Here is a 25159-nt window from a genome sequence, read left to right on the forward strand (position 1 = left end):
CCGCGCTCCCGGCCTCATTTTCATCCGTTGCGAATTTGGGAAAAGCAGACTATACTGACAACAGTGCAAAGCTGCGGCGCGCCCCGTCTACCGAAGGCCGAAGGAACTTTTGAAGCCCGGTTGGACGAAGGTCCGTGCCGTTTGTTCTAAGGAGGGTATATGCATTATTTAGCCGCTTTTTTGCTGTCGCTGGCCGTGGCCCTGATCCTGATTCCCGTTCTTCGCAAATGGGCCGTGCAGCTTGATTTCGTCGATAAGCCGCGTCCGGACAATGAACGCAAACTTCACCGCGAACCGATTCCGCTTATGGCGGGTATTGCATTGTTTGTCGGTTTCGCCGTCACTTACATACTGTTCAGCGATATGAGCGGCCTCGAATCGGCCGCCGTACTCGGCGGTTCGCTGCTGATTCTGCTGATCGGTCTCGTCGACGACTGGTACAAGGTCAGCCGCCGCGAATTCCCGGCTCTGCCGAAGCTGATCGTGCAGCTCCTGGCTGCTCTGATCGTTTACCTGGCGGGCATCCGCTTCTCGGGATTCTCCAATCCGTTTACGGACAGCTACGTGGTGCTGCCGGAATGGCTGCAGCTCGTATTGACCCTGCTCTGGATCTTCGGTGTCACGACCGTCATCAACTTTACCGACGGCCTGGACGGGCTCGCCGGAAGTCTCGCGACCATCTCCGCAGGCACGCTGTTTGTGGTTGCGATTGCCCAGCAGCAGAGCAACTCGGCGATCATGGCGATCAGCCTGGTCGGTGTAGGCCTCGCGTATCTGAAATACAACAAACCGCCTGCCAAAGTCTATATGGGCGACTCCGGAGCGACGTTCCTCGGTTTCATTCTGGCGATCATCGCTTTGGACGGCGCCTTCAAACAGGCGACGCTGCTGTCGCTGCTCGTACCGATTCTTGCGCTTGGCGTACCGATCTTCGACAATATCTTTGTCGTGCTCAAGAGACTCAAGAACGGTCAGAAAATCTACGAAGCCGATGCCTCGCAGATTCATTACCGGCTGCTGTCGAGCGGCATGAATCCGAAGCAGGTGCTGTTCGTGCTCTGCCTGGTCAGTGTCTGTCTCAGTTTGTCTTCGATCATTCTGATCCTGCTGCCGTTTTGACCGACAGTTTCTCGTCTGCCGTACGCAAAAAGACCCCCGTACCCGATCTGTAGAATCGGTACGGGGGTCTTTTTGCGGCATCATCCGGTTCGGAAGCCGTGCACCGGGCAGGATTCACTTCCGGTTCATCCGGTAATGAAGAAGCACCTGCGGTCCCACGGGACCTTCCTTGCGGTGGCCGCGGTCCTCGAATCCGGCCTGCTCATAAACGCGCATAGCCGCCTGGTTGTGCTGATTGAGAACCAATACGATTTCGTTCATGTCGGGGAAGTAATCGCTGACGAACTTGGGCAGCATGCCCATCGCCAGCTTTGCATACCCTTTGCCCTGATCGGGAAGATTGACCGACAGCGAACGCACAAGCATGGCCCGCGGCGATTCCGTGACGCTCCGGATTCGGTCTCCCCGGTGAAGCACGAAAAAACCGACAGGTTTCTTATCCGCCAGAATCACGATGGGGTGGCGGTCCCGGTCTTCCCTGCACAACTGGATAGCCCTAACCGGCAGTGCCGTATGTTTCTCCTGCTCCGCGGATACCTGATAGTCTTCGAACAGAGCTTTTTCATATTCCGGACGGAAAAACTTCAGCTCCACCTTGGGTTCCGTTCCCTGGGGCGTACTGCTCATCTTGCGTTCCTCCTGTCTTCCCTCCCGACCACCGCTGCGTCGGAAGTCGTATGAAGATGACGTCGTTACTCTACTATATAAACGCGAATATTCCTTCTCTAATCGCCGTTCGCCCGAATCGGCCGATCACTCGACGATCTGCTGAACCCGGCCTACCTGGCCGTCCTGCAGGCGAACCTTGATTCCATGGGGATGCGTGGCCGAATTGGTGAGGAGATCCTTGACGACTCCGCGGGTCAGCGCACCGGTCCGCTGGTCTTTTTTGAGTACGATGTCGACCGTAAGACCCGGCCGAATATTGGAGCGGTTTTTTCCGTTCATGACATTCTCTCCTTCTGGTTTGGCTTTCCTTATCATAACATAGAGGCCTCCTTGGCGGGAAAAACGAAAAAAGCCGCCCCTCGATCGGGCGAGCGGCGGCAGCTATGCACGGCATCAGGAAGAAAGAGATCCGTCCGCTTTTTCTCGGAAGGACCCCCGCCTGCGAACTTATTGGTTCAAAGCGGTCCGGAGCGCTTCTAGATTCGCACGCATGACCGACAAGTAATCGTCGCCGGCGGCCATCTCTTCTTCGGTCAATCCTTCAAGCGGATTCAGTACGGAAGTTTCCGCGCCGACTTCCGAAGCGATCGTCTCGGCCACTTTCGACGAAACCAAAGTCTCGAAGAAGATCGTCTTGACGTCATGCTCTTTGGCGAATTCGACTACTTCCGACATTTCTCCGGCTGCCGGTTCCTGATCGGGCGACAAGCCCGCGATCGGAACCTGGGTCAGTCCGTAATCCCGTGCCAAATAGCCGAACGCGGCATGCTGTGTAATGAAATCGGTCCGCTTGGTGCCGGACAGCCCTTCCTTGAACTCGCTGTCCAGCGCTTCCAGCTTCGCCGCGTAAGCGTCCGCATTGCTCTTATACTGATCGGCGTGATCCAGATCGGCTTTTGCGAACGCCGCCTCAATCGCGCGGACTTCCTGCACGGCCAGACGCGGAGACAGCCAGACATGGGGATCCAGTCCTCCATGGTCGTGGGCTTCTTCGGACTCGCCTTCATGGGCATGGTCATGTTCCTCTTCCGCAGCGGCGTCGTGATCATGTCCTTCTTCCGCAGTATCCGCTTCTTCATGGCCGTGGTCGTGTCCGTCTTCTTCAGAGGCTTCCATCTTATCGATATCCTTGCTCGCTTCAACCGCCAGCAGCTCGGTGTTCGAAGTGGCGCCCAGCACCTGTTCGACCCAACTCTCCATGCCCGAACCGTTATAGACGAGCATATCGGCTTCTTGGATTCTCGCGATATCCTGAGGGGTCGGCTCCCAGTCGTGCGGCTCCGTTCCCGACGGCACGAGCAGTTTCACATCCGCCAGATCGCCGCCGACCTGACGCGCGAACTCGTACATCGGATAGAAGCTGGCTTCGACTTGCAGTTTGTCCGCCGGTGCCTGCTCCGCGGAAGTGCCGGCAGCGGACGAACCTTCGGCTGCCGTGCCCGATTTTTGCGGAGCCGCCGCGTTCGACCCGCAGCCTCCCAGGATCAGCATGAGGCTGAGCAGGGAAGCTCCGGCCGTATAGGTCATCGTTCCGTATTTTCTTTTCATCTGTGTCTCTCCTTCATATCGCTTGTTTGATTTCGCCGCGCTGCTTTTTGTTCCTGCCGGTGCCGGATTTGCCATGCCGGTGCCTGCTTATCCAGAGTCCCGCTTTGCGCAGGGCCATGCCGAGCAGCAGGAAGAGCAGCAGAATCAGCGCGATCGTGCCTCCCGGCGGTGTGTTTTCCGTATACGAAAGAGCCAGACCGCTGAATATGCCTGTAAGGCCGACAATGACCGCGATCACGATCGCCGAGAAGAATCCTCCCGCAATCCGCAGGGCCAGCGCCGCCGGGAGTACCAGCAGCGCCGATACCAGCAGGACGCCCACGATCGGCATGGCCGCGGCGACCGTCATCCCGGTCAGTACCGAAAAAGCGGTCGACAGCGCACGCACGCGCACGCCGCTGATCCCGGCCGCTTCCTCGTCGAACGTCAAATCGTACAGCGGACGGCGGAATACCATGAAGAACAGCAGGCCGACCGCGGATGCGCCGCCGATCAGCCACAGCTGCGTCTCGCTGACAGCTACGATCGAACCGAACAAATAAGCATTGAAACTTTGCGAGAGCGTGCGGCCGAAGCTCATCAGCACGACAGCCAGCGCAAGGCCGCCCGTCATCATAATGGCAACCGGCACTTCCGCGTAGGTTCGGTACATCCCGCGCAGACGCTCGATCAGCAGCGCCGCCACGACGGCTGCCGCGAACCCTCCGAGCGAGGGGTTTACGCCCAGCAGCGAACCCGCCGCAACACCCGCCAGCGATACATGCGACAGCGTGTCGGCCATCAAGACCTGCCGGCGCAGCATCAGATATACGCCCAGAATTGGCGCAATCAATCCGATCAGCGCTCCCGCCAGAAATGCGCGCTGCATAAATTCGTAAGCCAGCATAACCGTTACCCCATTTCCCAGCGGTCTCCGTGCGCCGCTTCGCTTCTTTGCTCGGAGGTCCGAACCGATTCGGTCTCGAAGCGTTCAAGCGTAACCACACGATCCAGAAAACGGCCCGCTTCTTCCAGGCTGTGCGTGACCATGACCACCGTTACGCCGTGATGCTGCGCCTGATGCCGCATCAAACGGTACAGGGCCGTCCGGCTCTTCACATCCATCCCCGTCGTCGGCTCGTCCAGAATCATCACGTTGGGACATTGAACAAGCGCTCTGGCGATGCATACCCGCTGCTTCTGTCCGCCCGACAGCTCGCCGATCCGGCGGCGTCTGAGTTCCCACATGCCGACCTGTTCCAGACTGTTGCGGACGCGCCGTTCTTCTTCGGCACCCCGTCGGCGAAACAGACCCAGTCCCGAATGGCATCCCGAGCGCACCAGCTCGATCACTCGGCTGGGAAATCCGGAATTGAATGCCGAAGCGTTCTGCGAGACGTAACCGATCACCGGTTTTTCCCCGCCGAACGCTTCGTGATTCAATTCGACGGTTCCGCTCCAAGGCTTCAGCAGCCCCAGCAGAATTTTCAGTACCGTCGTCTTGGCCGTGCCGTTGGCACCGACGATTCCCAGAAACTCGCCTTTGCGCACTTCCAGCGATACTCCGTTGACGACAGGTTTATCGTCATAACCGAATACGACATTGTGCATGGAAGATAAGATCATACCGGTCACCCCTTGCGTAATCATTACGATTTAAAAAGAGGCAAAAAAATTTGCCTCTTCTTTTTGCTTCTTTTTTTGCCTGCTTATCGCGTTTCCCGATGGATCGTATATTTTTTCAGACGCGGAGAATACTTTTTCAATTCCAGGCGTTCGGGATTATTTCTTTTGTTCTTCGTAGTCGTGTAATTGCGATCCCCGCACTCCGTGCAGGCCAAAGTAATGATGACTCTCATGATTGGAACCCTCCTATATTTCGTAATCGTTACGAATAAAACAAAGTATAACGAAGTCTCGAATTCCTGTCAATCCGGACTGCGGATTTACCAGCTCGCCTTTTTCACGCCCGGAATCTGTCCTTTGTGGGCAAGCTCGCGGAACATGATCCGGGAAACTTTGAACTTGCGCAGGTAGGCACGGGGACGACCCGTAATTTCGCAGCGGCTTTTAAGACGGGTCGGCGACGAATCGCGCGGCAGCTTTTGCAGAGCGGCATAATCGCCTTTTTCTTTCAATTCGCGGCGCAGATCGGCATATTTCGCTACCATCGCCTCACGCTGCCGTTGACGTACCACTTTGGACTTTTTGGCCATTTCAATCTCTCCTTTGTGATCAAAAATAAAATTCCGATCTCTCTCGCTGCCGAATCAGACCGACTGCGCTTCGACCGACGACCAGGGCAGCGGATTCACGAATCGTGCCCAGTCGGCGTCCATCTCTTGTTCGTCCAGCAGGCAGGCATCCAGCTCCCGCTCGATTTCTTCTCGCGGCATATCGATCCCGATCAGCACGAATTCGTTGATCCGGTCGCCGCTTTGTTCATCCCAGCCTGCTCGAAGTTCCGGCTGCTCGGCAAACAGTTCCACCCGTTCTTCTTCCGGCAATCCCGCGATCCAGCTGCCAGCCGGACCGAACTGGATCGAAGGCCCCGCCTGGCTGAAGTGGGCTGCCCAATCCTGCTCGACCGCAATCCACATCAATCCTTTGGCCCGAACGACTTCCGCCGGCCATTCGGCCAGCACGTTCGCCAGTCTCTCCGGATGAAACGGACGCCTGCGGCGGTAGACGAACGAACCGATCCCGTACTCTTCCGTTTCCGGCGTATGTTCTTCCCGCTGCAGCTCGCGGATCCAGCCCGGAGCCAGGCTCGCTTTTTCAAAATCGAACCGGTTCGTATTCAGCACTTCGGACAGATCGACTTCGCCGCGCACGCTGCGAATAATCTTGGCCGACGGCTGAAGCTTGCGCATAACCCCTTCCAGACGCTGCAGATCTTCTTCCGCGACGAGGTCGCACTTGTTCAGCAGCAGCACGTCGCACATCTCCACCTGGTCGATCAACAGATCCGTAACATCGCGCAGATCCTGCTCGTCGTTCGCCTGTCCGCGGGCCAGCAGGCTCTCACCCGATTCGAAATCGTGCCAGAACCGGTAGGCGTCGACAACCGTCACCATACAGTCCAGCCGCGCCAGATCCGTCAGGTCGACGCCCGTCGTTTCGTCCGCATACGTGAACGTCTGGGCGATCGGCACCGGCTCGCTGATTCCCGTGGATTCGATAAGAATATAGTCAAAACGTCCGTCGGACGCGAGCTTCTCCACTTCGCGCAGCAGATCGTCCCGCAGTGTGCAGCAGATGCAGCCGTTCGACATCTCAACCAGCTTTTCCTCGGTGCGCGACAAGCTCGCTTCGCCGGCTACCCGGCCCGCATCCACATTGATTTCGCTCATATCGTTCACGATTACCGCTACTTTCAAGCCCTGCCGATTGTGAAGGATATGGTTCAGCAGCGTCGTCTTGCCGGATCCCAAATAACCGCACAGGACGGTAACGGGAATCTTAGGGTTGTTCATTTTACCGCCCCCCCATTCAAATAGTAATTATTACGATTAATAAAACGTACTATACGCCTCTGCCGCTCAAGCTGTCAACGCCCATTTCCGAAAAAGAACCCGGAACGCAGCAAAAAACCCGGCAAAGGCCGGGTTCTGCTGTCGATTCTTTTGGGGCTTGCGGTGGTGGAATCTGCGGGAATCAATCGTACTTGTTGGTCTTCTTGCTCTCGCTTTGTCCAAGCAAATATTCAAAATCATTTTCCAACCGTTTGCGCTCCGCCTGTTTGGCTTCCAGCGCGAGACGCTGCTCTTCCTGGCGGCGTTCTTCTTCGCTTGCTTTGAGTTCGTTCGCCTGGGCCTGCAGTTTGGCGAGAACTTCGGGATTCAACATATCTTTCAGCGTCGCCGGTTTGTCCGAAGCGGACGGGCGGGCGGCAGGCTGTTTTTTCTTGGCGGCCATTGCGTGTTCCTCCCTTGTGTCGCGATTCCTTTTGCAGGAACCTCTTTATTTTATTATACGGCGCTTGTTCCGGGAAAGGAACCCATATCCAATTTGCAGGCCTGTGTATAAATAGCAGGTTACGCACAGGTTATTCTACAGCTATCCACAGATTTATCCACAAAAACAGGGCTTTTATCCCCAACCTGTTGAAATCTTTCACACTTTTCTCATAAAAAGCGCTTTATTTATCCACATTCGTCCATCACATCCTATATCGTCCACCGGTCTCCGACGATCCCCGCCAGCTTCCATTCGCCATCGATTTGTTCCCACACAAAGCGCAGGCTGCCCCAGTCCATGCCTCCGGTATTTGGAGATCCGCTGCGGCCGCCTTTGACATAAAATTCGACGAATTTGGCTGTGGGATAGACGGTAGGAAGATTACTGGGCGTATTGCCGCTGCGCACGATCCGATTGTAGCCGACGCCGTCCGGAGCCGTATAAGGAAGATCGTTCAGAAACCGTGCGTAGTATCCGCGAAAATCAAGCTTTATCGGCTCTCCGCTTCCGTCATAGCTGCCCCAGACGTACAGGTTCTTGTCTGTCCAGGCTTGACGCAGCTGTTGGGGAGTCAGCATCCGATCGCTTGTGGGGAGTATATACGCATAAGGAGAAAAGCGGACGCCCGACGGAGCCGCCAGATCGGCCAGCTTGTCGAAATCCCGGTCGGCCAAAGCGCGCAGTGCCCGATTGGATTGAAGCCGAATTTCTTTTTGGACAGCTGCGGCGGATGCGGCCTTGCTGCCTTGAACCGAAGCAGCAGACGTCTCCGCGGCGAACACTCTTCCCTCCTGCGGGCCATACCCCAACCCCCCGGTCCATACCACTGCGGCCGCAGCCGCCATTATCGCCTTTTTCCATCGCTTGTTCATCTCTGTTCCTCCTTCGCCCGAATCATTCCGGCCGCTCTTCGCGTTCCCGGCGGTTCACGCGCACCGCTTCGATCTGCCGGATCCGTCCACCCTGCATCTCGCGGACCGTCCAGTCCCAGCCCGATTCGCTGAGCGTGTCGCCCGGTTGGAGATCGAATTTCTCGGAGAGCAGCCACCCGCCGATCGTATAGACTTCTTCCGAATCGATATCCGTGCCGAGACTGCGGTTCACATCATGCAGCAGCGCATTCGAACCGAGCAGGAAGCGTCCTTCGCCGTCTTGGCGGATCAGCGGCGTCGGAGCCGCTTCTCCGTCCGGCGAAGAACTGGACGGAATATCGCCCACAATCTCTTCCAGCAGATCTTCCAGGGTCACAAGCCCCGAAGTCCCGCCGTATTCGTCCATCAACACCGCCATATGAATGCCTTCTTTTTGCATCCGTCCGAGCAGATCGCGCGCCCGCACCGTTTCAATCACCTGGATGACCGGACGGATATACGGAGCGATCGGCTGCGGCTGCCCGGCATTGCCGCGGACATACTCGCTCAGCACCTGCTTGACGTTGACCATTCCGACGATATGATCTTTGTCTCCGTCCAGCGATACCGGCACGAGACTGTACGCTTTGGGTTCGATCAGCTTCACCAGATCCCAGACGTCCGCCTGCTGCGGAATATGCCGAATCTCGGTACGCGGTACCATGATCTCCTGCGCGTCGCGCTCGTCGAAATCGAAGACGTTGTTGAGATAACGGTATTCGGTCGGCGTGATCTCTCCGCTCTTGAAGCCTTCCGACAGCGCCAGGCGAAGTTCGGCTTCGCTCTGCGCGGCTTCGCCTTCAGTCAGCGGCTTCAGTCCGAACAATCCGCTGATCACACGCGAGGATCGGCTGAGAATCCAGTTGAACGGATAAGTGATGCGGTAAAAAATAATCAGCGGACGGGCCAGCGCAAGCGCGAGCGGCTCGGCAACCTGAATCGCGATCGTCTTCGGCACCAGTTCCCCGATCAGCACTTCGAAATACGTCAGGATCAGGAAGGCCAGCAGAAACGACAGGACCCCTGTCGCCGTTTCCGGCACATGCAGCCAGACGAATACCGGCGCCAGCAGTTCTTCCACCGTCGATTCGCCCAGCCAGCCGAGCGCGAGCGACGTCAGCGTCGTGCCAAGCTGGCTGGCGGACAGAAATTCATCGAGCCGCGACAGGATGCGTTTGACGGCCTGCGCATTCTTGTTTCCCTGTTCGGCCAGTTGATTGATACGCGAGACGCGCACCCGGATGATCGAGTACTCGGAGGCGACAAAAAAGGCCGTAAGTACAATAAGCAAAATGACGATAATGATGTTTAGGATTTCCACGCAGAGAACACTTCCTTCACGGCATTCGTCGGTCCTTGGCGAACCGCGTCGTTGGGGTATTTGTGGTAGTTATATACCCTTTTTTACCTATCATGCCGCGCAGCCTGCTTACTCTTCATCCCTGGGCGTCTTCGTTCAGCCGGTATGGTGTTGAATCCGGATAGCCCGCAGGTCGTCGATCGGATCGTGCGTTGGAAAATATTCGATCCCGACGTATCCGTCGTAATCCGTCTGCTTGATCGCATCGAAGATCCGGTCGTAATTCAATTCGCCCATGAACAGTTCGCCCCGTCCCGGCACGCCGGCGGCCTGAATATGTCCGATGTGGTGAATGTTATTTTGCATACGGGCGATCACATTGCCTTCCATGATCTGAACGTGGTAGAAGTAGTAGCAGACTTTGAGGCGGGGATGGTTCACTTCTTCGACAATCCGAAACGCTTCGTCCGACTTATCAAGGAAATATCCGGCCAGTTCTTTGTCCCGCACCGTATTCATCGGCTCGATCGCCGCGGTCACTCCGTATTTTTCCAGCAGGGGAGCCGCGTCCCGCAGGCCTTCGATCAGCGTCTCTCGCATCTGCGGCCGGGTTCTGCCTTCCACTTCGAATCCTACGCTGTGCACGAGTGTCGGGCACCCCAGACTGCGTGCGGCTTGGGCCGCTTTTTCTATCTGTTCCAGCGCTTCGGCTCTGCCCTTCGGTTCCAGCAGCGTGTCGGTCACAACTACCATGGACGCCACATCGATTCCGTATTCTTCGCACAGCTCTGCAGCTCGCTTGAGGTCTTTGTCCGCCCAGGACCAGAATTCAACGGCTTTCGCATCGATCTGATGCAGCAGGGGCAGGGCTTCGTAGAGGCTTCGGTTCGCAAAAAGAGTCTCGGTGTTATAAGAAATCTTCATGAGGCTTCTCTCCTTTCGTTTCCATTTTCTAGCCGTTTTTTTCGCGATCGAAACAGGAAAAAGAAATCTAATGCACAAAAAATCCGCAGAAAGCGGCAGCCGGAATTTCCTGTTGGAAATGTCCAGGCCGTTTCGCCATTCTGCGGATTTATAAATTGCGGGGTACGGACGCGTTCAAAACCTAGCCCGCGATAACGATCCCTTTCGGCTTGACCCTGCGGTTGACCAGATAGATGCCGGTTCCGATCAGCACCAGGCCCAGCAGCAGGAAGCGGCTGAACGGTTCGTGCAGAGCAAGCGTTCCGATCAGTACCGACAGCAGCGGCACGATAAACGTATACGAAGCCACCTGACTGGCTTCTCCGGCCTGGGTCAAGGTGATATAGAGAATCCAGGACAGCGCGATCCCGAAGCATATGCCGAACAGCAGGCCGGTCCAATACGCGCCATTCCATACAATATCGGTCCAATTCTCGGTCAGGGAGCCCGCGAACGTCAGCACGAAGCCGCCGAGCGTACACTGGAATGCCACCAGCCACAGCGAATCAACGGACGAACCCGACTTTTTGATAAAGACGGTTCCGAGCGCCCAACTGACTGCCGTCGCTATGGCCAGCACCACCCCGATCACGGCGACATGGCCGGAGAATCCGCCCAGGCTGACCGAGATCACGCCAAGGAATCCGAGCAGCAGACCGATGGCTTTGAGCGGATTCATCCGTTCGTCCAGCCAGACCCACGCGAGCAGGCCGACCAGCACCGGCTGCAAATAGACGAGGACGGTGAACAGACCGGATGGCATATAGAGCAGGCCGATCGTCTGCAGGCCGTAGAACAGCACGACATTGAGCAGCGCAGAGACCACATAGACGTTCCAATTTTGTTTCCAACGGATCCGGCTGCGCTTGGGCAGCAGGAACAGCATGAGCAGCAGCCCTCCGATCAGCGTGCGCAGGCCCGCAAACAGCAGCGGCGGCGTGTAATCCAGTGCGACTTTGTAGATGGACCAAGAAACGCCCCAGATCAGGACCAGCGCGACGATCATGCCGAAACGCTGCGGTCCGGTTAATGTTTTCATTGATGAAAGACTCCTTGTTGTGTAAGATTTCCGGCAAAAACGGGAAAAGCGCCGACTGCGCCGCTCAGGCGCTTCGTTCGCTTTTCCCGTTGTCGGTGCTATGAAATTATACGTTCTCCGTGCCTTTATCCAATCGTTCCAATCCGGTCTCCAGCGTATTCATCGCCATGGCCAGACGGTCGACCAACTCGCCGAGATCTTTCTTCCCTTCGCCCGGCTCGTCGGATACGGTCGCGATCGGATCTCCGATCACGAGCCGGGTCTTCGTCCCGCGCAGCAGCCCCTTGAAGGTGGTGGGACCGGAGAAAGCCGCCGGCACGACCGGCACCTTGGCCATTTTGGCGATCGTAACCGCGCCGCGCTTGAGCGGCACGTCTTCCGAAGAGCGGGTGCCGGACGGGAAGATCCCGATCGTCTTGCCCTGCTTGAGCAGCTGGATCGGAACCTTCAGGCTGCTCGGCCCCGGATTTTCGCGGTCGACCGGGAAAGCATTGATGTCGCGCAGAAATTTATCGGCAATCTTTTTTCGGAATAATTCTTTTTTGGCCATAAAATGAACTTCGGTCGGCAGCAGCGAGCTTCCGAGCGCGATGACGTCGATCCAGCCCCGGTGCGTACAGGTGATCACGTAGCCGCCTTCCTTCGGCAGTCTCTCCGCTCCGATAACCTCGAACTTCCCGAATCCACGCAGTATAAGTCTGGCCAATTTCGCGAGGGGTTGATACAACACGTCGACTACTCCTTCCGCATTCCGTTTCTCGATACCTTTAGTATCTGGTCCTAATTTTGAACAGCGGCATACGATCCATGCGAAAGCAGCCGGCACGTGTTTAGTGTACCATGCGCTTTTGTTCCTGAACAGCCGTATGCCTGGAAAAAGCGCGCCAGTTTTCTGGAAAGCGGTAGCAAGGCGCGGGGTTATCGCCTATAATGACGGTAAGCCCATCCTTTTTGCACCGCCGCACCACCCGGGCGAAAAGGATTCTATCCGTAAACGAAGGAGACCGGCGCATACCATGAGCGATTTTATCCTATTTAAATTGGCCGACAAAACCTACGGTATTCCGTTCCATGAGATCGATGAAATCCAGAACTCCAAACCCGGCACCTCGATTCCGTTCTCCTCGAATTGGCATGAGGGCGTAGTGAAGATCCGCGAAGAAATCTATACGATTCTCAATCTGCGCAAGAAACTGAACGTCTCGCACGAAGATCAGCAGGACACCGATAAATTCATCCTGCTTCGCCGCGAGAAGGTGGCTCTGCTCGTCGATTCGCTCGACGATACGGCGTCCGTTCCGGATTCGGCATTGGCCGACAACGAAGAAGCGGCGAGCCGCCGGTTCCTGCCGTCCGTTTTCGAACACGGCGACCGATTGGTGCTCGTGCTGAACGTCGATACGGTGCTGGCAAGTACAACGGGAGGCGGAGCCTAGGCTCCGTCTTTTTTTATAGATTCGGCCGTGTCCCAAGCCGTCTCGAAGTCTCCGCACAAAAAAAAGCCCCGATCCGAATCGGGGCTTTTCGCCGTTTCCGCGGCGGCCGGCGCGCGCGGGATCAAAAGCTGCGGATAGCGTGCGTTCATTGCGGGTCGCCATAGGCAAAAAAGTCGCAAGCGGAGTCGTTTCCTGGTGTAAAGGGATTCATGGTTGTAGAAGTACTGCGGATGCGCGCCGCGGAAACCTGTCGGCTTGCGCCGACCGGCATAAAGCGAGAGCACCCGCTGCTGCAAAATAACCAAGCGGGCGATGGGGCCGTGCCGGATGTGGATCTGGGGTGCTCTCATGGGATAAAACGCAAAAGATTTCGGGTTGGATCACTTTTTTTGAATTTTTTTCAAAAAGTTTTTTAGCCCCGCCATACGGTCGCTATTTGCGCGATCTGCTCCGGTGTCGTCCGGCAGCAGCCGCCGATCAGCCGGGCGCCCGCTTCGTGCCAGGCGCGCGCGGAGTCGGCAAAACCGCCGCATGCCGCGGCCTCGCCGCCATGCCAGGTCTTGGTGGACGCCTCGTACGATTCGCCGGAGTTCGGATAGACGAGTACCGGCTTGGACGTATGCGCGGCCAGCACCGCAACCGCTTCGGCCGCGGCCGAAGACGGTGCGCAGTTGACGCCGACCGCCGCGATGTTAAGCCGGTCTTCCAGCACCCGGGCGCATTCTTCAAGCGGCGTGCCTTCGCTGATCTCCTGTCCGTTTCGAAGCGAAAACGACATCCAGGCGAACGTGCCCGGATATTCATCCAGCAGATTCGCAAGTACGAGCGCTTCCTGCAGCGACGGAATCGTCTCGAATGCAAGCAGGTCGGCTCCGGCTTCGATCAATGCGCGGATACGCGGCCGATGAAATTCGGTCAAGCGTTCGTCGCTCACCCCGTAATGGCCGACATACTCCGAACCGTCCGCCAGATAAGCGCCGTACGGCCCGACGGAAGCCGCCACGATCGGCTTGGGACGCTGTCCGTGTTCGCCGCCCGACCAGAAGGCGTCGCGCGCCTGCGCGGCGAGTTCCACCGTCTGCCGAATCAGCGCCAGGGCTTCCGTTTCATCGATTCCTTTTGCCGCGAAACCTTCGACCGTCGCCTGGTAGCTGGCCGTAATCGCGCAGTCCGCCCCGGCGCGGAAATAATCTTCGTGAACCCGTCGAATAAGTTCCGGCTGCTCCAGCAGCACCCGGGCCGACCACAGCGGATCGTCCAGATTGCAGCCGTGCCGCTCCAACTCGGTCGCCATCGCGCCGTCCAGGATCAGAACCGGATGTTGGCTTAGGATCGCCGCGATCGGATCTTCGTTTTGATATCGCCTCATGCCCGGTTTCCTCCTTTGCGCTGCCCGGTGCGGGCAGTCAGATAATAAGCCGCGTAGCACAGCAGGATGAACGGAATCCCGCAGTACAGCGCGATACGCTGCGTCGGATCAAACGCGATGCCGATACACGACAGCAGGCACAGCAGGAACGAAGCGATCGGTACGAACGGGTAGAGCGGAGTCCGGAAGCCCAGGTCTTCGACCGAATGTCCCGCTTTGAGATAGGCCCGGCGGAACATCAGCTGCGAAGCGCTGATGCTCATCCAGACAACCACGACGGCAAGACCCGAGATCGAGACCAGTGCGATATAGACCGTTTCCGGCGCGATGATGCTCGACAGCAGCGCCAATACGCCGCCGGCCATACTGAGTACCAGTGCGTTAAACGGTACGCCGCGCTTATTGAGGCGCGAGAGCGAACGCGGAATCGTTCCTTTGTCCGCCAGCGACCAGAGCATGCGCGAAGACGCGTACAGACCGGAATTGGCCGCGGACAAGATGGCCGTCAAGATCACGAAGTTCATGATATCCGCCGCGTAAGGAATACCGATCCGGTCGAGCACGGCCACAAACGGGCTTTCCAGCACCCCGGCTTCGTTCATCGGCAGCAGCGCCGACAAGATGACGATCGTGCCGATAAAGAACAGAATCAATCGCACCAGCGTCGTCTTGATCGCTTTGGGAATGGTGCGGGCCGGATCGACCGTCTCCCCCGCCGCGATCCCGATCAGCTCCGTGCCGGAAAAAGCGAAATTGACAGCCAGCATGGTCAGCAGGATCGCGCTCGCCCCGTTCGGGAACCAGCCGTCAGCCGTCAGATTCGACAGCAGCGGCGCAGTCTCGCGGCCTTCCATCGGCACGATGCCAAACACGGCCGCCGCCCCGATCAGAATGAAGGCAACGATCGTCAGTACTTTGACCAGCGAGAACCAGAATTCCGATTCCGCGAACAGCCGCACGGTCAGGGCGTTCAAGAAGAAGATCAGAACCGCGAACAGCGCGCTCCAGATCCAGACGTTGATATCGGGGAACCAGCGCTGCATCAGCAGCCCGGCCGCCGTAAACTCCGAACCGAGCGCCACGGTCCAGGTCAGCCAGTACAGCCAGGCGACCGTATACCCGGTAGCGGGTCCGATATATTTGGCGGCATAACTGTGAAAAGCGCCGGTCTCCGGCATCTGTACCGACAGCTCGCCGAGGCACAGCATCACCAGATAAACGGCGATGGCGCCGACCAGATAAGACAGAATGGTCCCGATCGGTCCGGCCTGCTGGATCGTGTAGCCGGAGCTCAAGAAGAGCCCCGTTCCGATCACGCCGCCGAGCGAAAGCATGACGACGTGCCGCACTTCCATTTTCCGCTGAAAATTCCCGCCGTTCTCTTGTTCCATCCGTATTCTCCCCATTTCGGTCCGCATGCAAAAAAAAGGCGTCTTCGCATGGAAGACGCCTCGGAAACACTTTTTCTGTTCCTGCCGGGTCCAACGATTTTCCAATCAATATACCGGGCTTGCCCTTCACTGTCAACGATTATTTCTGTCGCTTCACTGCGGTGAATCGATAATCCAAGCGATCCGAACTTTCAAAAAGCTTATGAAAGCTGACCTGTTGATCGGCAGTATTGCGCTCTCGGTCCGCCTTTGCAGGCATTGAGGCACTAATCAGGCTGCCGGCCAGGCTCTGCTACGCCCGGCTTATCCAGGCCAGAGCGATAGGCAGCCGCTCGGCAAAGTCTTCCGGGTAATCGTGCTCCATGCCGGGCACGATCTCCAACCGGCATTCCAGACCGGCTTCCTGCATCGCCTGTGACATCGCTTCGGCGGATTCGCGGCCTTCTTCGTCCGCTTCGCCCGCGATCAGCACGCTGCGAGGCGTCCGCTCTTCCAGCCGGTCCAGCGCGCCGATCCACTCGCCGGGTTCATCCAGCCAGGGAGAAACCAGCACCAGGCCGTCCGCCGGAAATTCGTCGTGCAGCAGCGCGTTCAGCGCCACTTCCGCTCCGGCCGAAAAAGCGCCCAGCACCACGGGAGCGGCGCCTCCTCCCGAAGCTTCTCCGCGAAGAGCGAGCAGATGTTCGCGCAGCTCCGCCGCGCCCAGATCGATATCGTCCCATCCGAAAGTATCCGAGAACCGGATCTGCGAAGAACGCACCAGTCCGACCGTCCAGCCGGCTGCAAGAGCGGCTCTCCAGAAAGGCTCCGCGTCGCCCTCGTTCTCCTGATCGCCGTGCAGCACGAGCAGCAGCGGACCGCAGGCCTCTTCGTCCCGGTCCGCCGCCGCGATCGTATCGGCTTCCGGCTTCGGAGCAGCCGAGGAAGCCGGAGCTTCCGGATACAATACCGTCAGCGCCGGAGCTTCGCCTGCCAGCGCCGCTTCTTCGCGCCGCCCGCTCAGATCCGCGAGTTCCGCAAATCCTTCGCGCCCGCGCAGCGTGTCCAGATCGTCGTCTTCCAGCAGATAGTCCGCCGGATACCAGAAACCGCGTTCCTGAACCGCTTCGCGCAGCAGCGCAAACGCTTCGTCTTCGCGGCCGGCAGCGGCGGCCAGCGCATACAGCAGATTCATCTGCCGGGCATCGGCCTGCCCCGACAGCCTGTCGGCTTCGGTGTGTTCGCGCACGAACAGATAGGCTTCTTCCGCTCCGGAAGCTTCGCGCAGACGAAGCGCTTCGTTAAACAGGCGGGTTGCCGTCCATTTTCCCATATCGCCCCTACTTCGTCAGGATGATCGGCGCGCCCTTGGTGACGATCATCGTGTGTTCGTATTGGGCGACGAAGCTTCCGTCGTCCGCGCGGAGCGTCCAGCCGTCGTTCGCATCTTCGAACACTTCGCGCGCATTCGTCGACACGAACGGCTCAAACGCGATCACCGAACCTTCTTTCCACAGATCGGTATCGGTCGGGTCGTAGTAGCTCAGGATGTATTCCGGCTCGTCGTGCAGCGAAGTGCCGATTCCGTGTCCCGTCAGCGTCTCGATAATATTGAACCCGTGTTGGCGTGCCACATTATAAGCCGCTTTGCCTGCGTTGTTGCGCTTGGAACCGGCTTTGATCTTCGCGGCTCCCGCTTCGAATGCCAGCACGGACGCCTCGCACAGCGTAACCAGACGCGGGTCGCCCTGACCGACAACAAACGAGACTCCCGTATCGGCAAAGTAACCGTCGCAGGAAGCGGACACATCCACGTTTACAAGGTCGCCTTCTTGAATGACGCGTTCTCCCGGGATGCCGTGAGCCACTTCTTCATTGACGCTGATACAAGTATATCCCGGAAAATCGTAGGTCGATTTCGGGGCCGAGACTGCGCCGTGTTCTTCGAACAATTCGGCGGCGCGGAGATCCAGATCGATCGTGCGTACGCCGGGTTTGGTCATTGCCTTCAGTTCGTCCCGGATGAGCGCTACGATCCGTCCGATTTTTTTTAGTCCTTCGATTTCCTGTTCCGTTTTGGCTATCATGCTTGTTCTCCTTTGAATGTAAAATGGGATGCCTGCCGGTAATCGTGCTCCGACTGCACCTGTACTCCATGCCGCCGCAGCAGCGCAGACGTCACGCCGTGTCCGGCGATCTTGACGCCTGCAAATTCCCCGTTATAGATGGCGGCACTGCCGCACGACGGGCTGTTTTCTTTGAGAATCACGGTATGCGCCCCGACTTCCAGCGCTTTGTCGAGCGTCAGCTGCGCTCCGCGCAGATACAGCTCCGTAACATCCGTTCCGGAACGTTCGACGACGCGTGCGCGTCCGTCCAGCACATCGTCTCCGCTGCCGCCCACAATCTCCGCCGGTTCGCGAGGCGTCGCAAATCCGCCCATCAATTCCGGGCAGACCGCTATGGCTTCGCCTGCCTCAAGCAGCTCCCGCACACTCTCTTCCAGACTGTCCGTACCGTTGTAGCGGACCACAAACCCTGCCAGGCAGGAACTGACCAATATCATGTCTTCCCCTCCATGCCGTTATCCGCTATTATACCACGTTCACCAGCCGAGTATTCGCTGCAGTTCGGGTACAAGCTTATCGGCCATTTTGACGTTTCCCTGTACGGAAGGATGCAGCGCATCCGTATAATCGCCCGTATCCGGAGCCAGCCAGCTTTCCGTCGAAATGAGATGCACCCGCTGATCGCCGGCTTTCTGACGAAGAAGCGCCGCTTCCTGTGTCTCTTTGTCCATATAGCCGTTCAAAGGACGGATGACGATCAGCTCCGTTTGCGGATAAATGCTGCGCAGCCGCTTCAGAAAGCCGGCATAGGCGCTTTGGAACGTAGAGCCGGCAACCTGGGCGCGTTCATCGTTCGTTCCCAGATTGATCACAACCGCATCGGGCTGCCGAGCCGCGTCAACCTTCCACGGCGGCGAGTCCGCATAATCGAGCGGCTGAAGCCGGAAATACTGTTCGCTCATGCCGGAAGGAGGCAGTCCGTTGCAGGAAACGCCGTCCGTGAGGCACATCCCCGTATAGGCAATCTGCGTATGGTCCGCGTTCAGCCGCTCGCCGGTGAGCCAGGCGTAGGACTCGATCGAAACGTTCGGCGTTTTGTACCCGACGGTAATCGAATCGCCAATGAATTCGATCAGGCGGCCCCGCTCCGGGGGAGCGACCGTGTAGGCGTCTTTATCGAGCAGCAGCCCTTTGAAAACGGCCACGTCCCGGATATTTCGGGTAACCAACGTCAGCGTATGCTCGCCTTCTGCCAGAGGGGAAGACGTCAGGTTGACGGTACCCGAAGCATTTTTGTACAGATTATAAGGACCTCGGTCGATCGATACGAACAGATCGGATCCGGCGGGCGGAGCCGTGTAACCGAGTTTGAGTCTTACGCTAGTGCCTGTAAAAGCCGTCGTCAGCGACGTTCCGGACCAATATCCCCGGTACGTATCCGTTTCCGAGGCGTCCCAGCGTCCCGTGTAACGGATATTCGGATCATTCGGGCCGACAGATACCCGTCCGACGTCCATGAGCCCGTGCGAAGGCGCAGCCAGCAATACCATTGCCGTTATCCACACCAGCACGAGCCAGAATCGTCCGGACCGTCTGAACCGGCGGAATGGGGCTGAGGGTTCGTCATAGCCGGAATCGGACCTGCACATATTCAATCGTTTCTCTCCTTTGTTAACGGGATCAAGCACTTGTCTGGTTTATTTTGTAAGTTTAATCCCGCTTCCATTATACTTGTTTTTTGTTGGCGTTTCAGCTTTCTCATTCTTCTGGATAGTTTTCGGACAAAAAAATTTAATGCCAAAAAACCCCGACAACGCATAAGGTTGTCGGGGTTTGCGAACTTTTTACAGAGTGGAAATATCGATCACGAATCTGTATTTGACGTCGGAAGCCATGACGCGCTCCCAGGCTTCATCGATCCGGTCGGCGGAAATAACTTCGATCTCCGGCTTAATGCCGTGCTCGGCGCAGAAGTCCAGCATTTCCTGCGTTTCGCGAATACCGCCGATCGAAGACCCCGCGAACGAACGGCGCTTCGGAATCAGCGAGAACACTTGAACCGGCAGCGGCTCCGAAGGAGCGCCGACATTGACCAGCGTACCGTCTACCGCAAGCAGCGACAGATAAGCGTTGATATCGATCTTGGCGCTTACCGTATTGATGATCAGATCAAACGAGTTCGCCAGCGTCTTGAATGTTTCTTCGTCGCTTGTCGCATAATAATGGCTGGCTCCAAGCTTCAAGCCGTCTTCTTTCTTTTTGAGGGATTGGGACAGAACCGTCACTTCGGCGCCCATGGCATGTGCCAATTTGACCGCCATATGTCCGAGACCGCCAAGACCCACGACAGCGATCTTTTTGCCGGGAGCCGCTCCCCAGTGGCGCAGAGGCGAGTACGTCGTGATACCGGCGCACAGCAGCGGAGCCGCCGCGTCAAGTTCCAGCGCGTCCGGAATCCGGACAACAAAGTCCTGCGTAACTACGATGTGCGTCGCATAGCCGCCCTGTGTGTACTGGCCGTAGCGATCGACCGATCCGTACGTACCGGTCATGCCTTCTTCGCAGTACTGCTCTTCGCCGTCGTGACAATGTGCACATTTGCCGCAGGAATCGACCATACAGCCAACGCCGACCCGGTCGCCGACCGCGTATTTGGTGACTTCCGGTCCGACCTGCGATACGATTCCGGCAATTTCGTGTCCCGGTACAAACGGATATTGAACAGGTCCCCATTCGCCGCGTGCGCTGTGAATATCGGAATGACAGATTCCTGCATATTTGATTTCGATCAGTACATCTTGGGCTTTCAGATCCCGACGTTCAATTTCGGTGCTTGTGAACGGCTGGTCCGCTCCATGGACAGCTTTTGCATTCGCGGTTATCATAAAAAACCTCCTGTGATGTGGGTAATGGAATTGGTTCTGACTCCATGCTAAACCTTACAGTTAACTCTAAGTCAAGCGGTAATTTTCGTGAAGGGCATTTGCTTTGACATCTCTGCGGCCCGATGATAAGATTTCGATCAGACCCCAAGCTAGAGTTAACTCTAAGTCGAGCTTGTACAGACAGGAGAATCCCATGAAAACCTACTCGATCGGCCAGGCTGCAAAAGTCCTGAACCTGACTCCCTACGCCCTGCGCTATTATGACAAAGAAGGGCTGATGCCTTTCCTGGAACGCAGCGCCAGTGGCACGCGCTTTTTCAAAGAATCCGATATCGCCTCTCTCAAAATTGTGGACTGCCTCAAATCGACCGGCATGCCGATCAAGGAAATCAAGACATTCATCGACTGGTGCTCCGAAGGCGACTCGACGCTGCAGCAGCGCCACGACATGTTCCAGGAACGCAAAGCGGTGGTCGAAGCCCATATGGCCGCTCTGGTCGAAACGATGAAAGTGATCGAACATAAATGTGCCTATTACGAGGAAGCGTTGGAGGCCGGCACGGAAGACGTGCACAAAGACAATTGGGCCGCTCAACCGCGATAACGTACAGCCTGGAACAACAAAAAGGACGCCCCGGTTATTCACCGGAGCGTCCTTTTGTCTATTGATTTATTGGTTTGGAGAAAGTACGCTTGAGCCGATTTCCTACTCGACCGTTACGCTTTTCGCCAGGTTACGAGGCTTGTCGACATCCAGGCCAAGAGCAAGGGAAGCATAGTAGGACAGCAGTTGCAGAGCGACCACGGACAGCGAAGCGGTAAGAAGCGGCAGTGTCTTCGGAATCGTAAATACCGAATCGACGGACTTCATCAGTTCTTTCGCATCTTCTTCGTAGCAGATCGTCAGAACGACGCCGCCGCGGGCTTTGACTTCCTTGATGTTGCTGACCGTTTTCTCGATCAGGGCCTGTTCGGTCGCCAGTGCGATAACCGGCACGCCGTCTTCGATCAAGGCAAGCGTACCGTGTTTCAGTTCGCCGGCTGCATAAGCTTCGGAATGGATATACGAAATCTCTTTGAGCTTCAGCGAACCTTCTTGAGCTGCTGCATAGTCAATGCCGCGTCCGATGAAGAACAGGTGCTTCTGGGAAGAGAAGTTCTCCGCATGCACTTTCGCTTCGCCTTCGCGGGCCAGAATCGACTCAACCTGCTCCGGCAGAGCCTGCATGGCCGCCAGCGTCTCGGCTACCTGAGCTTCCGTCTGCGTGCCGCGTACCTGCGCGAAGTACAGACCCAGCAGGTAGAATGCGATCAGCTGGGACGTATACGCCTTGGTCGAAGCCACGGCGATTTCCGGTCCGGCCAGCGTGGCAATTACGTCATCCGCATCGCGTGCGATCGAACTGCCGACTACATTCGTGATCGCCAGAACGTGTGCGCCGTTGGCATGCGCTTCGCGCAGAGCTGCCAGCGTATCCGCCGTTTCGCCCGACTGACTGACCACGATAACCAGCGTTTCCGGAGTGATGATCGGCGAACGGTAACGGTATTCGGAAGCGACATCCGTTTCAACCGGAATGCGTACCAGACGTTCGAGTACCGTACGTCCTACGAGGCCGGCATGGTAAGCCGTTCCGCAGGCGATGATCTGTACGTTACGGATATTTTTGATCTGCTCGTCCGTCATATGGAAGTCCGGCAGCACGACTTTTTTGCCGGTTTCGTCTACGCGTCCGCGCATCGTGTCTTGGTAAGCTCTAGGCTGCTCGTGAATTTCCTTGTGCATGAAATGCTCGTAGCCGCCTTTTTCCGCCGTTACCGCGTCCCATTCGATGTACGTCATTTCCCGGGTAATGGCATTGCCTTCGATCGTCATCAGCTTGACACTGTCGCGGGTCAGAAGAGCCATTTCGCCGTCGTTCAAGATGAAAACGTTACGGGTATACTTTAAGATGGCCGGAATATCCGAACCGATGAAGTTTTCGTTTTCGCCGATTCCGATAATCAGAGGGCTTGCATGACGAACCGCTACGATGCGATCCGGTTCATATTCGGTCAGCACGCCAAGCGCAAAAGCGCCGCGCAGATGCTTGATCGTTTTTTGGACGGCTTCCACGATGTCGCCATTATACTCGCGCGCCACCAGGTGGGAAATGACTTCCGTATCCGTTTCGGAAACGAATTCGACGCCGCTTGCGATCAGTTCGTCTTTGAGCTCCAGATAGTTCTCGATAATGCCGTTGTGTACAACCGAGAATTTCTGCGTGACATCCGTATGCGGGTGGGAGTTCACATCCGAAGGCTTGCCGTGCGTTGCCCAGCGGGTATGTCCGATGCCGACCGAACCGACCAAAGGAGCCGTTTCCAGCTTGTTTTCCAGGTTGACCAGACGGCCCAGCGCTTTTGTCACACGCAGACCTTCGTTTGTATATACGGCGATTCCCGCCGAGTCATACCCGCGGTATTCAAGCTTAGAGAGACCTTCGATCAGGACGTCCTGCGTATTTCTCGCTCCAATGTACCCTACGATTCCACACATAATATATATTTCCTCCGCTCATGATTTGGGTTGAAATCTTCGAGCTTGAGCGGTAGGCCAAACCAAAAAAAGCTTACGGTTCGAAAAGAAAACATCTTGGGGAGCCGTCTGTCCCATTTGGGCGGACGGCTCTCTGGAAGGCAGACTACTCCCGCCGATCGTTTGATTTTTCAAAAAACGGACGCTTTGAAGCCTCGGCTTCTCGCTTTTTGTCCGCCGTGTAAGCTTTCGTGTTTGGACCTGCCACACGAAAAGCCCGTTGATTAAGCACCCGCGAATTCGTTTGTGCGGCCAGTCGCCTGTCCGTTTTTCGAGATTCGCTTACGGTTCGATGCAGTACCGGGAGGTCCCCGCCGAATATTTCGAACACCTCCACCTCGTCAGCTTGAGCCGCTCATCCCCGTCGGACTTTCGTCCTTCGGCGTTCCGGTCCGGCGCCCAAGCTCTGGCGCTTGTTGAATCCCAACCTCACAATCCTCGCTCTCTGTATAGAAGTCGGACTTATGCAGTCCCTCTTGCAATCATAAAAGGTGCCCGCCTGAACGCAAGCGGGCACCTCCACATTATATGACATACCGAGTCGGTTTACAACTCGGGCGTTTTTCGGGTTTTCGGGAGGGCGTTAAACGAGTTCGCTGCGCACCACATCGGCGATTTGGCCCACTACCCGGTCCAGCTGGTTCTCATCCGGGCCTTCCGCCATCACGCGGATCAGCGCTTCCGTACCGGAAGGACGAACCAAGACGCGGCCTTCGGTGCCCAATTCGCGTTCGACAGCTTCAACGGCCGCCAGAATCGCTTCATTGCCTTCGTAATTGCGTTTGTCCTGTACACGCACATTGACGAGCAGCTGCGGATACTGGCGCATCATCGTTTTCACTTCGCTCAGCGGCTTGCCGGACGCCGCAAGCGTATCGACCAGCTGGATAGCGGTCAGCATGCCGTCGCCTGTCGTATTGTGATCCAGGAAGATCACATGTCCCGACTGTTCTCCGCCCAGGTTATAACCGCCTTTGCGCATTTCTTCCATCACGTAACGGTCGCCTACGGCCGTTTTCAGCGTGTTGAGACCCAGCTTTTCCGTCGCTTTGTAGAAGCCGATATTGCTCATGACGGTTGTCACGATTGTACTGCCGTTCAGTTTGCCTGCACGGTTCATCGCATCGCCGCAGATACACAGAATAAAGTCCCCGTCCACAACGTCGCCTTTGTCGTCGATGGCAATCAGACGATCGGCATCGCCGTCAAAAGCCAGACCGATCTGCGCCCCGTGTTTCAGCACTTCTTCGCGCAGCGTTTCCGGATGGGTGGAACCGACATGATCATTGATATTCAGACCGTTCGGTTCGGCGCCGATAGCAATGACTTCCGCTCCCAATTCGCGGAACAGACGCGGTGCCAGTTCGTAAGCGGAACCGTGCGCGCAGTCCAGAACCACCTTGAGGCCCTTGAATGACTGCTGTACCGTCGTTTTCAGGTAATCCAGGTAGACAAACTTCGAAGCGTCGTCGTGGGTCACGGTTCCGAGTCCGGCTCCTACCGGACGCGGCAGTTCGTCGGTCTCGGCATCCATCAGGGCTTCGATCCGCAGTTCCGTTTCGTCCGACAGCTTGAAACCGTCTCCGCCGAAGAACTTGATACCGTTATCTTCAACCGGGTTGTGCGAAGCCGAGATCATAACGCCCGCGTCCGCTTTCATCGTACGGGTGAGGTAAGCTACAGCCGGCGTCGAGACGACTCCGAGCCGCACCACGTTCGCACCGATCGACAGCAGACCCGCGATCAGGGCAGACTCCAGCATAAGACCCGAAATCCGGGTGTCCATGCCAATCAGCACAGTTGGTTTTTCGACTTCACCTGCCAACACGTAACCTCCGCAGCGGCCAATCTTATAAGCCAATTCGGCTGTCAGTTCCTTATTTGCTACTCCGCGTACACCGTCTGTTCCGAAATACTTTCCCATATCAATCTCGTTCTCCTTTTATTTCAAAAACGTCCTGACT

General features: G+C 56.9%; 26 protein-coding genes. 3 read left to right on the top strand and 23 right to left on the bottom strand.

Going from position 1 to position 25159, the window contains the following annotated elements; all coding sequences use genetic code 11:
* The first annotated feature begins 159 nt into the window (after positions 1 to 159).
* Entirely contained in the window at positions 160 to 1119 is a 960-nt protein-coding gene (locus HRQ60_RS15730; RefSeq protein ID WP_172197090.1) for a glycosyltransferase family 4 protein, read from the top strand.
* Positions 1120 to 1233: 114 nt separating this feature from the next.
* Here HRQ60_RS15730 and HRQ60_RS15735 read toward each other — a convergent pair whose 3' ends face one another.
* From HRQ60_RS15735 to HRQ60_RS15800, 14 genes are all read right to left on the bottom strand, one after another.
* Positions 1234 to 1746, bottom strand: a complete 513-nt coding sequence (locus tag HRQ60_RS15735) for a GNAT family N-acetyltransferase (RefSeq protein ID WP_172197093.1) — start codon at positions 1744 to 1746, stop codon at positions 1234 to 1236.
* Between the two features lie 126 nt (positions 1747 to 1872).
* Positions 1873 to 2067: a YwbE family protein gene (locus HRQ60_RS15740; protein WP_172197096.1), complete on the bottom strand. Its 195-nt coding sequence runs from the start codon at positions 2065 to 2067 to the stop codon at positions 1873 to 1875.
* A 168-nt stretch (positions 2068 to 2235) separates the two neighbouring features.
* Positions 2236 to 3336 (bottom strand): metal ABC transporter substrate-binding protein, encoded by a 1101-nt coding sequence (locus HRQ60_RS15745; protein WP_246281356.1) that lies wholly within the window; start codon positions 3334 to 3336, stop codon positions 2236 to 2238.
* Positions 3337 to 3349: 13 nt separating this feature from the next.
* A complete protein-coding gene (locus tag HRQ60_RS15750; RefSeq protein ID WP_172197099.1) occupies positions 3350 to 4222 on the bottom strand; it encodes a metal ABC transporter permease in 873 nt (290 codons plus the stop codon).
* Between the two features lie 5 nt (positions 4223 to 4227).
* Positions 4228 to 4941, bottom strand: coding sequence for a metal ABC transporter ATP-binding protein (locus HRQ60_RS15755; RefSeq protein ID WP_172197102.1), 714 nt, complete (start codon positions 4939 to 4941; stop codon positions 4228 to 4230).
* 83 nt (positions 4942 to 5024) lie between these two features.
* Complete coding sequence (gene rpmG, locus HRQ60_RS15760; RefSeq protein WP_172197105.1) at positions 5025 to 5174, bottom strand: 50S ribosomal protein L33; 150 nt, start codon at positions 5172 to 5174, stop codon at positions 5025 to 5027.
* A gap of 87 nt (positions 5175 to 5261) precedes the next feature.
* The gene (rpsN, locus tag HRQ60_RS15765) at positions 5262 to 5531 is read right to left on the bottom strand and encodes a 30S ribosomal protein S14 (protein WP_172197108.1); all 270 of its coding nucleotides are present in this window, start codon (positions 5529 to 5531) and stop codon (positions 5262 to 5264) included.
* 54 nt (positions 5532 to 5585) lie between these two features.
* A complete protein-coding gene (locus HRQ60_RS15770; protein WP_172197111.1) occupies positions 5586 to 6791 on the bottom strand; it encodes a GTP-binding protein in 1206 nt (401 codons plus the stop codon).
* Between the two features lie 181 nt (positions 6792 to 6972).
* On the bottom strand, positions 6973 to 7233 hold the full coding sequence (locus tag HRQ60_RS15775; RefSeq protein WP_172197114.1) for a YqkE family protein: 261 nt from the start codon (positions 7231 to 7233) through the stop codon (positions 6973 to 6975).
* Positions 7234 to 7484: 251 nt separating this feature from the next.
* Entirely contained in the window at positions 7485 to 8147 is a 663-nt protein-coding gene (locus tag HRQ60_RS15780; RefSeq protein ID WP_172197117.1) for a hypothetical protein, read from the bottom strand.
* A 22-nt stretch (positions 8148 to 8169) separates the two neighbouring features.
* The gene (locus tag HRQ60_RS15785) at positions 8170 to 9507 is read right to left on the bottom strand and encodes a CNNM domain-containing protein (RefSeq protein ID WP_172197120.1); all 1338 of its coding nucleotides are present in this window, start codon (positions 9505 to 9507) and stop codon (positions 8170 to 8172) included.
* Positions 9508 to 9642: 135 nt separating this feature from the next.
* Positions 9643 to 10410, bottom strand: coding sequence for a TIM barrel protein (locus tag HRQ60_RS15790; RefSeq protein ID WP_172197123.1), 768 nt, complete (start codon positions 10408 to 10410; stop codon positions 9643 to 9645).
* 181 nt (positions 10411 to 10591) lie between these two features.
* Positions 10592 to 11488 carry a DMT family transporter gene (locus HRQ60_RS15795; protein ID WP_172197126.1) on the bottom strand — a complete coding sequence of 299 codons (897 nt, stop codon included), beginning with the start codon at positions 11486 to 11488 and terminating at the stop codon, positions 10592 to 10594.
* 106 nt (positions 11489 to 11594) lie between these two features.
* Complete coding sequence (locus HRQ60_RS15800; RefSeq protein WP_172197181.1) at positions 11595 to 12215, bottom strand: lysophospholipid acyltransferase family protein; 621 nt, start codon at positions 12213 to 12215, stop codon at positions 11595 to 11597.
* A 289-nt stretch (positions 12216 to 12504) separates the two neighbouring features.
* Between HRQ60_RS15800 and HRQ60_RS15805 the strand changes: the two genes are divergently transcribed.
* A complete protein-coding gene (locus tag HRQ60_RS15805) occupies positions 12505 to 12924 on the top strand; it encodes a chemotaxis protein CheW (RefSeq protein ID WP_172197128.1) in 420 nt (139 codons plus the stop codon).
* Between the two features lie 412 nt (positions 12925 to 13336).
* On the opposite strand, the gene mmuM is transcribed toward HRQ60_RS15805, so the two are convergent.
* The 7 genes from mmuM to HRQ60_RS15840 form a co-directional block, all read right to left on the bottom strand.
* On the bottom strand, positions 13337 to 14293 hold the full coding sequence (gene mmuM, locus HRQ60_RS15810) for a homocysteine S-methyltransferase (RefSeq protein ID WP_172197130.1): 957 nt from the start codon (positions 14291 to 14293) through the stop codon (positions 13337 to 13339).
* Positions 14290 to 15684, bottom strand: coding sequence for an S-methylmethionine permease (gene mmuP, locus HRQ60_RS15815; RefSeq protein WP_172197132.1), 1395 nt, complete (start codon positions 15682 to 15684; stop codon positions 14290 to 14292). Before mmuP ends, mmuM begins: the two co-directional genes overlap by 4 nt.
* A gap of 292 nt (positions 15685 to 15976) precedes the next feature.
* Positions 15977 to 16996, bottom strand: coding sequence for an alpha/beta hydrolase (locus HRQ60_RS15820; protein WP_172197134.1), 1020 nt, complete (start codon positions 16994 to 16996; stop codon positions 15977 to 15979).
* A 7-nt stretch (positions 16997 to 17003) separates the two neighbouring features.
* Positions 17004 to 17750 carry a type I methionyl aminopeptidase gene (gene map, locus HRQ60_RS15825; protein WP_172197136.1) on the bottom strand — a complete coding sequence of 249 codons (747 nt, stop codon included), beginning with the start codon at positions 17748 to 17750 and terminating at the stop codon, positions 17004 to 17006.
* On the bottom strand, positions 17747 to 18229 hold the full coding sequence (locus HRQ60_RS15830; RefSeq protein ID WP_172197138.1) for a 2-thiouracil desulfurase family protein: 483 nt from the start codon (positions 18227 to 18229) through the stop codon (positions 17747 to 17749). Before HRQ60_RS15830 ends, map begins: the two co-directional genes overlap by 4 nt.
* Positions 18230 to 18268: 39 nt before the next feature.
* Entirely contained in the window at positions 18269 to 19282 is a 1014-nt protein-coding gene (locus tag HRQ60_RS15835; RefSeq protein ID WP_172197140.1) for an SGNH/GDSL hydrolase family protein, read from the bottom strand.
* A gap of 294 nt (positions 19283 to 19576) precedes the next feature.
* Positions 19577 to 20617 carry an NAD(P)-dependent alcohol dehydrogenase gene (locus HRQ60_RS15840; RefSeq protein WP_172197142.1) on the bottom strand — a complete coding sequence of 347 codons (1041 nt, stop codon included), beginning with the start codon at positions 20615 to 20617 and terminating at the stop codon, positions 19577 to 19579.
* 193 nt (positions 20618 to 20810) lie between these two features.
* On the opposite strand from HRQ60_RS15840, the gene HRQ60_RS15845 reads away from it, so the two are divergent.
* Entirely contained in the window at positions 20811 to 21221 is a 411-nt protein-coding gene (locus HRQ60_RS15845) for a MerR family transcriptional regulator (protein WP_172197145.1), read from the top strand.
* 102 nt (positions 21222 to 21323) lie between these two features.
* On the opposite strand, the gene glmS is transcribed toward HRQ60_RS15845, so the two are convergent.
* A complete protein-coding gene (glmS, locus tag HRQ60_RS15850; RefSeq protein ID WP_172197148.1) occupies positions 21324 to 23156 on the bottom strand; it encodes a glutamine--fructose-6-phosphate transaminase (isomerizing) in 1833 nt (610 codons plus the stop codon).
* 622 nt (positions 23157 to 23778) lie between these two features.
* Complete coding sequence (gene glmM, locus HRQ60_RS15855; RefSeq protein WP_172197151.1) at positions 23779 to 25119, bottom strand: phosphoglucosamine mutase; 1341 nt, start codon at positions 25117 to 25119, stop codon at positions 23779 to 23781.
* Positions 25120 to 25159 lie beyond the last annotated feature (40 nt).

The organism is Saccharibacillus qingshengii, assembly GCF_013185195.1.
In the GTDB taxonomy this organism is placed as follows: domain Bacteria; phylum Bacillota; class Bacilli; order Paenibacillales; family Paenibacillaceae; genus Saccharibacillus; species Saccharibacillus qingshengii.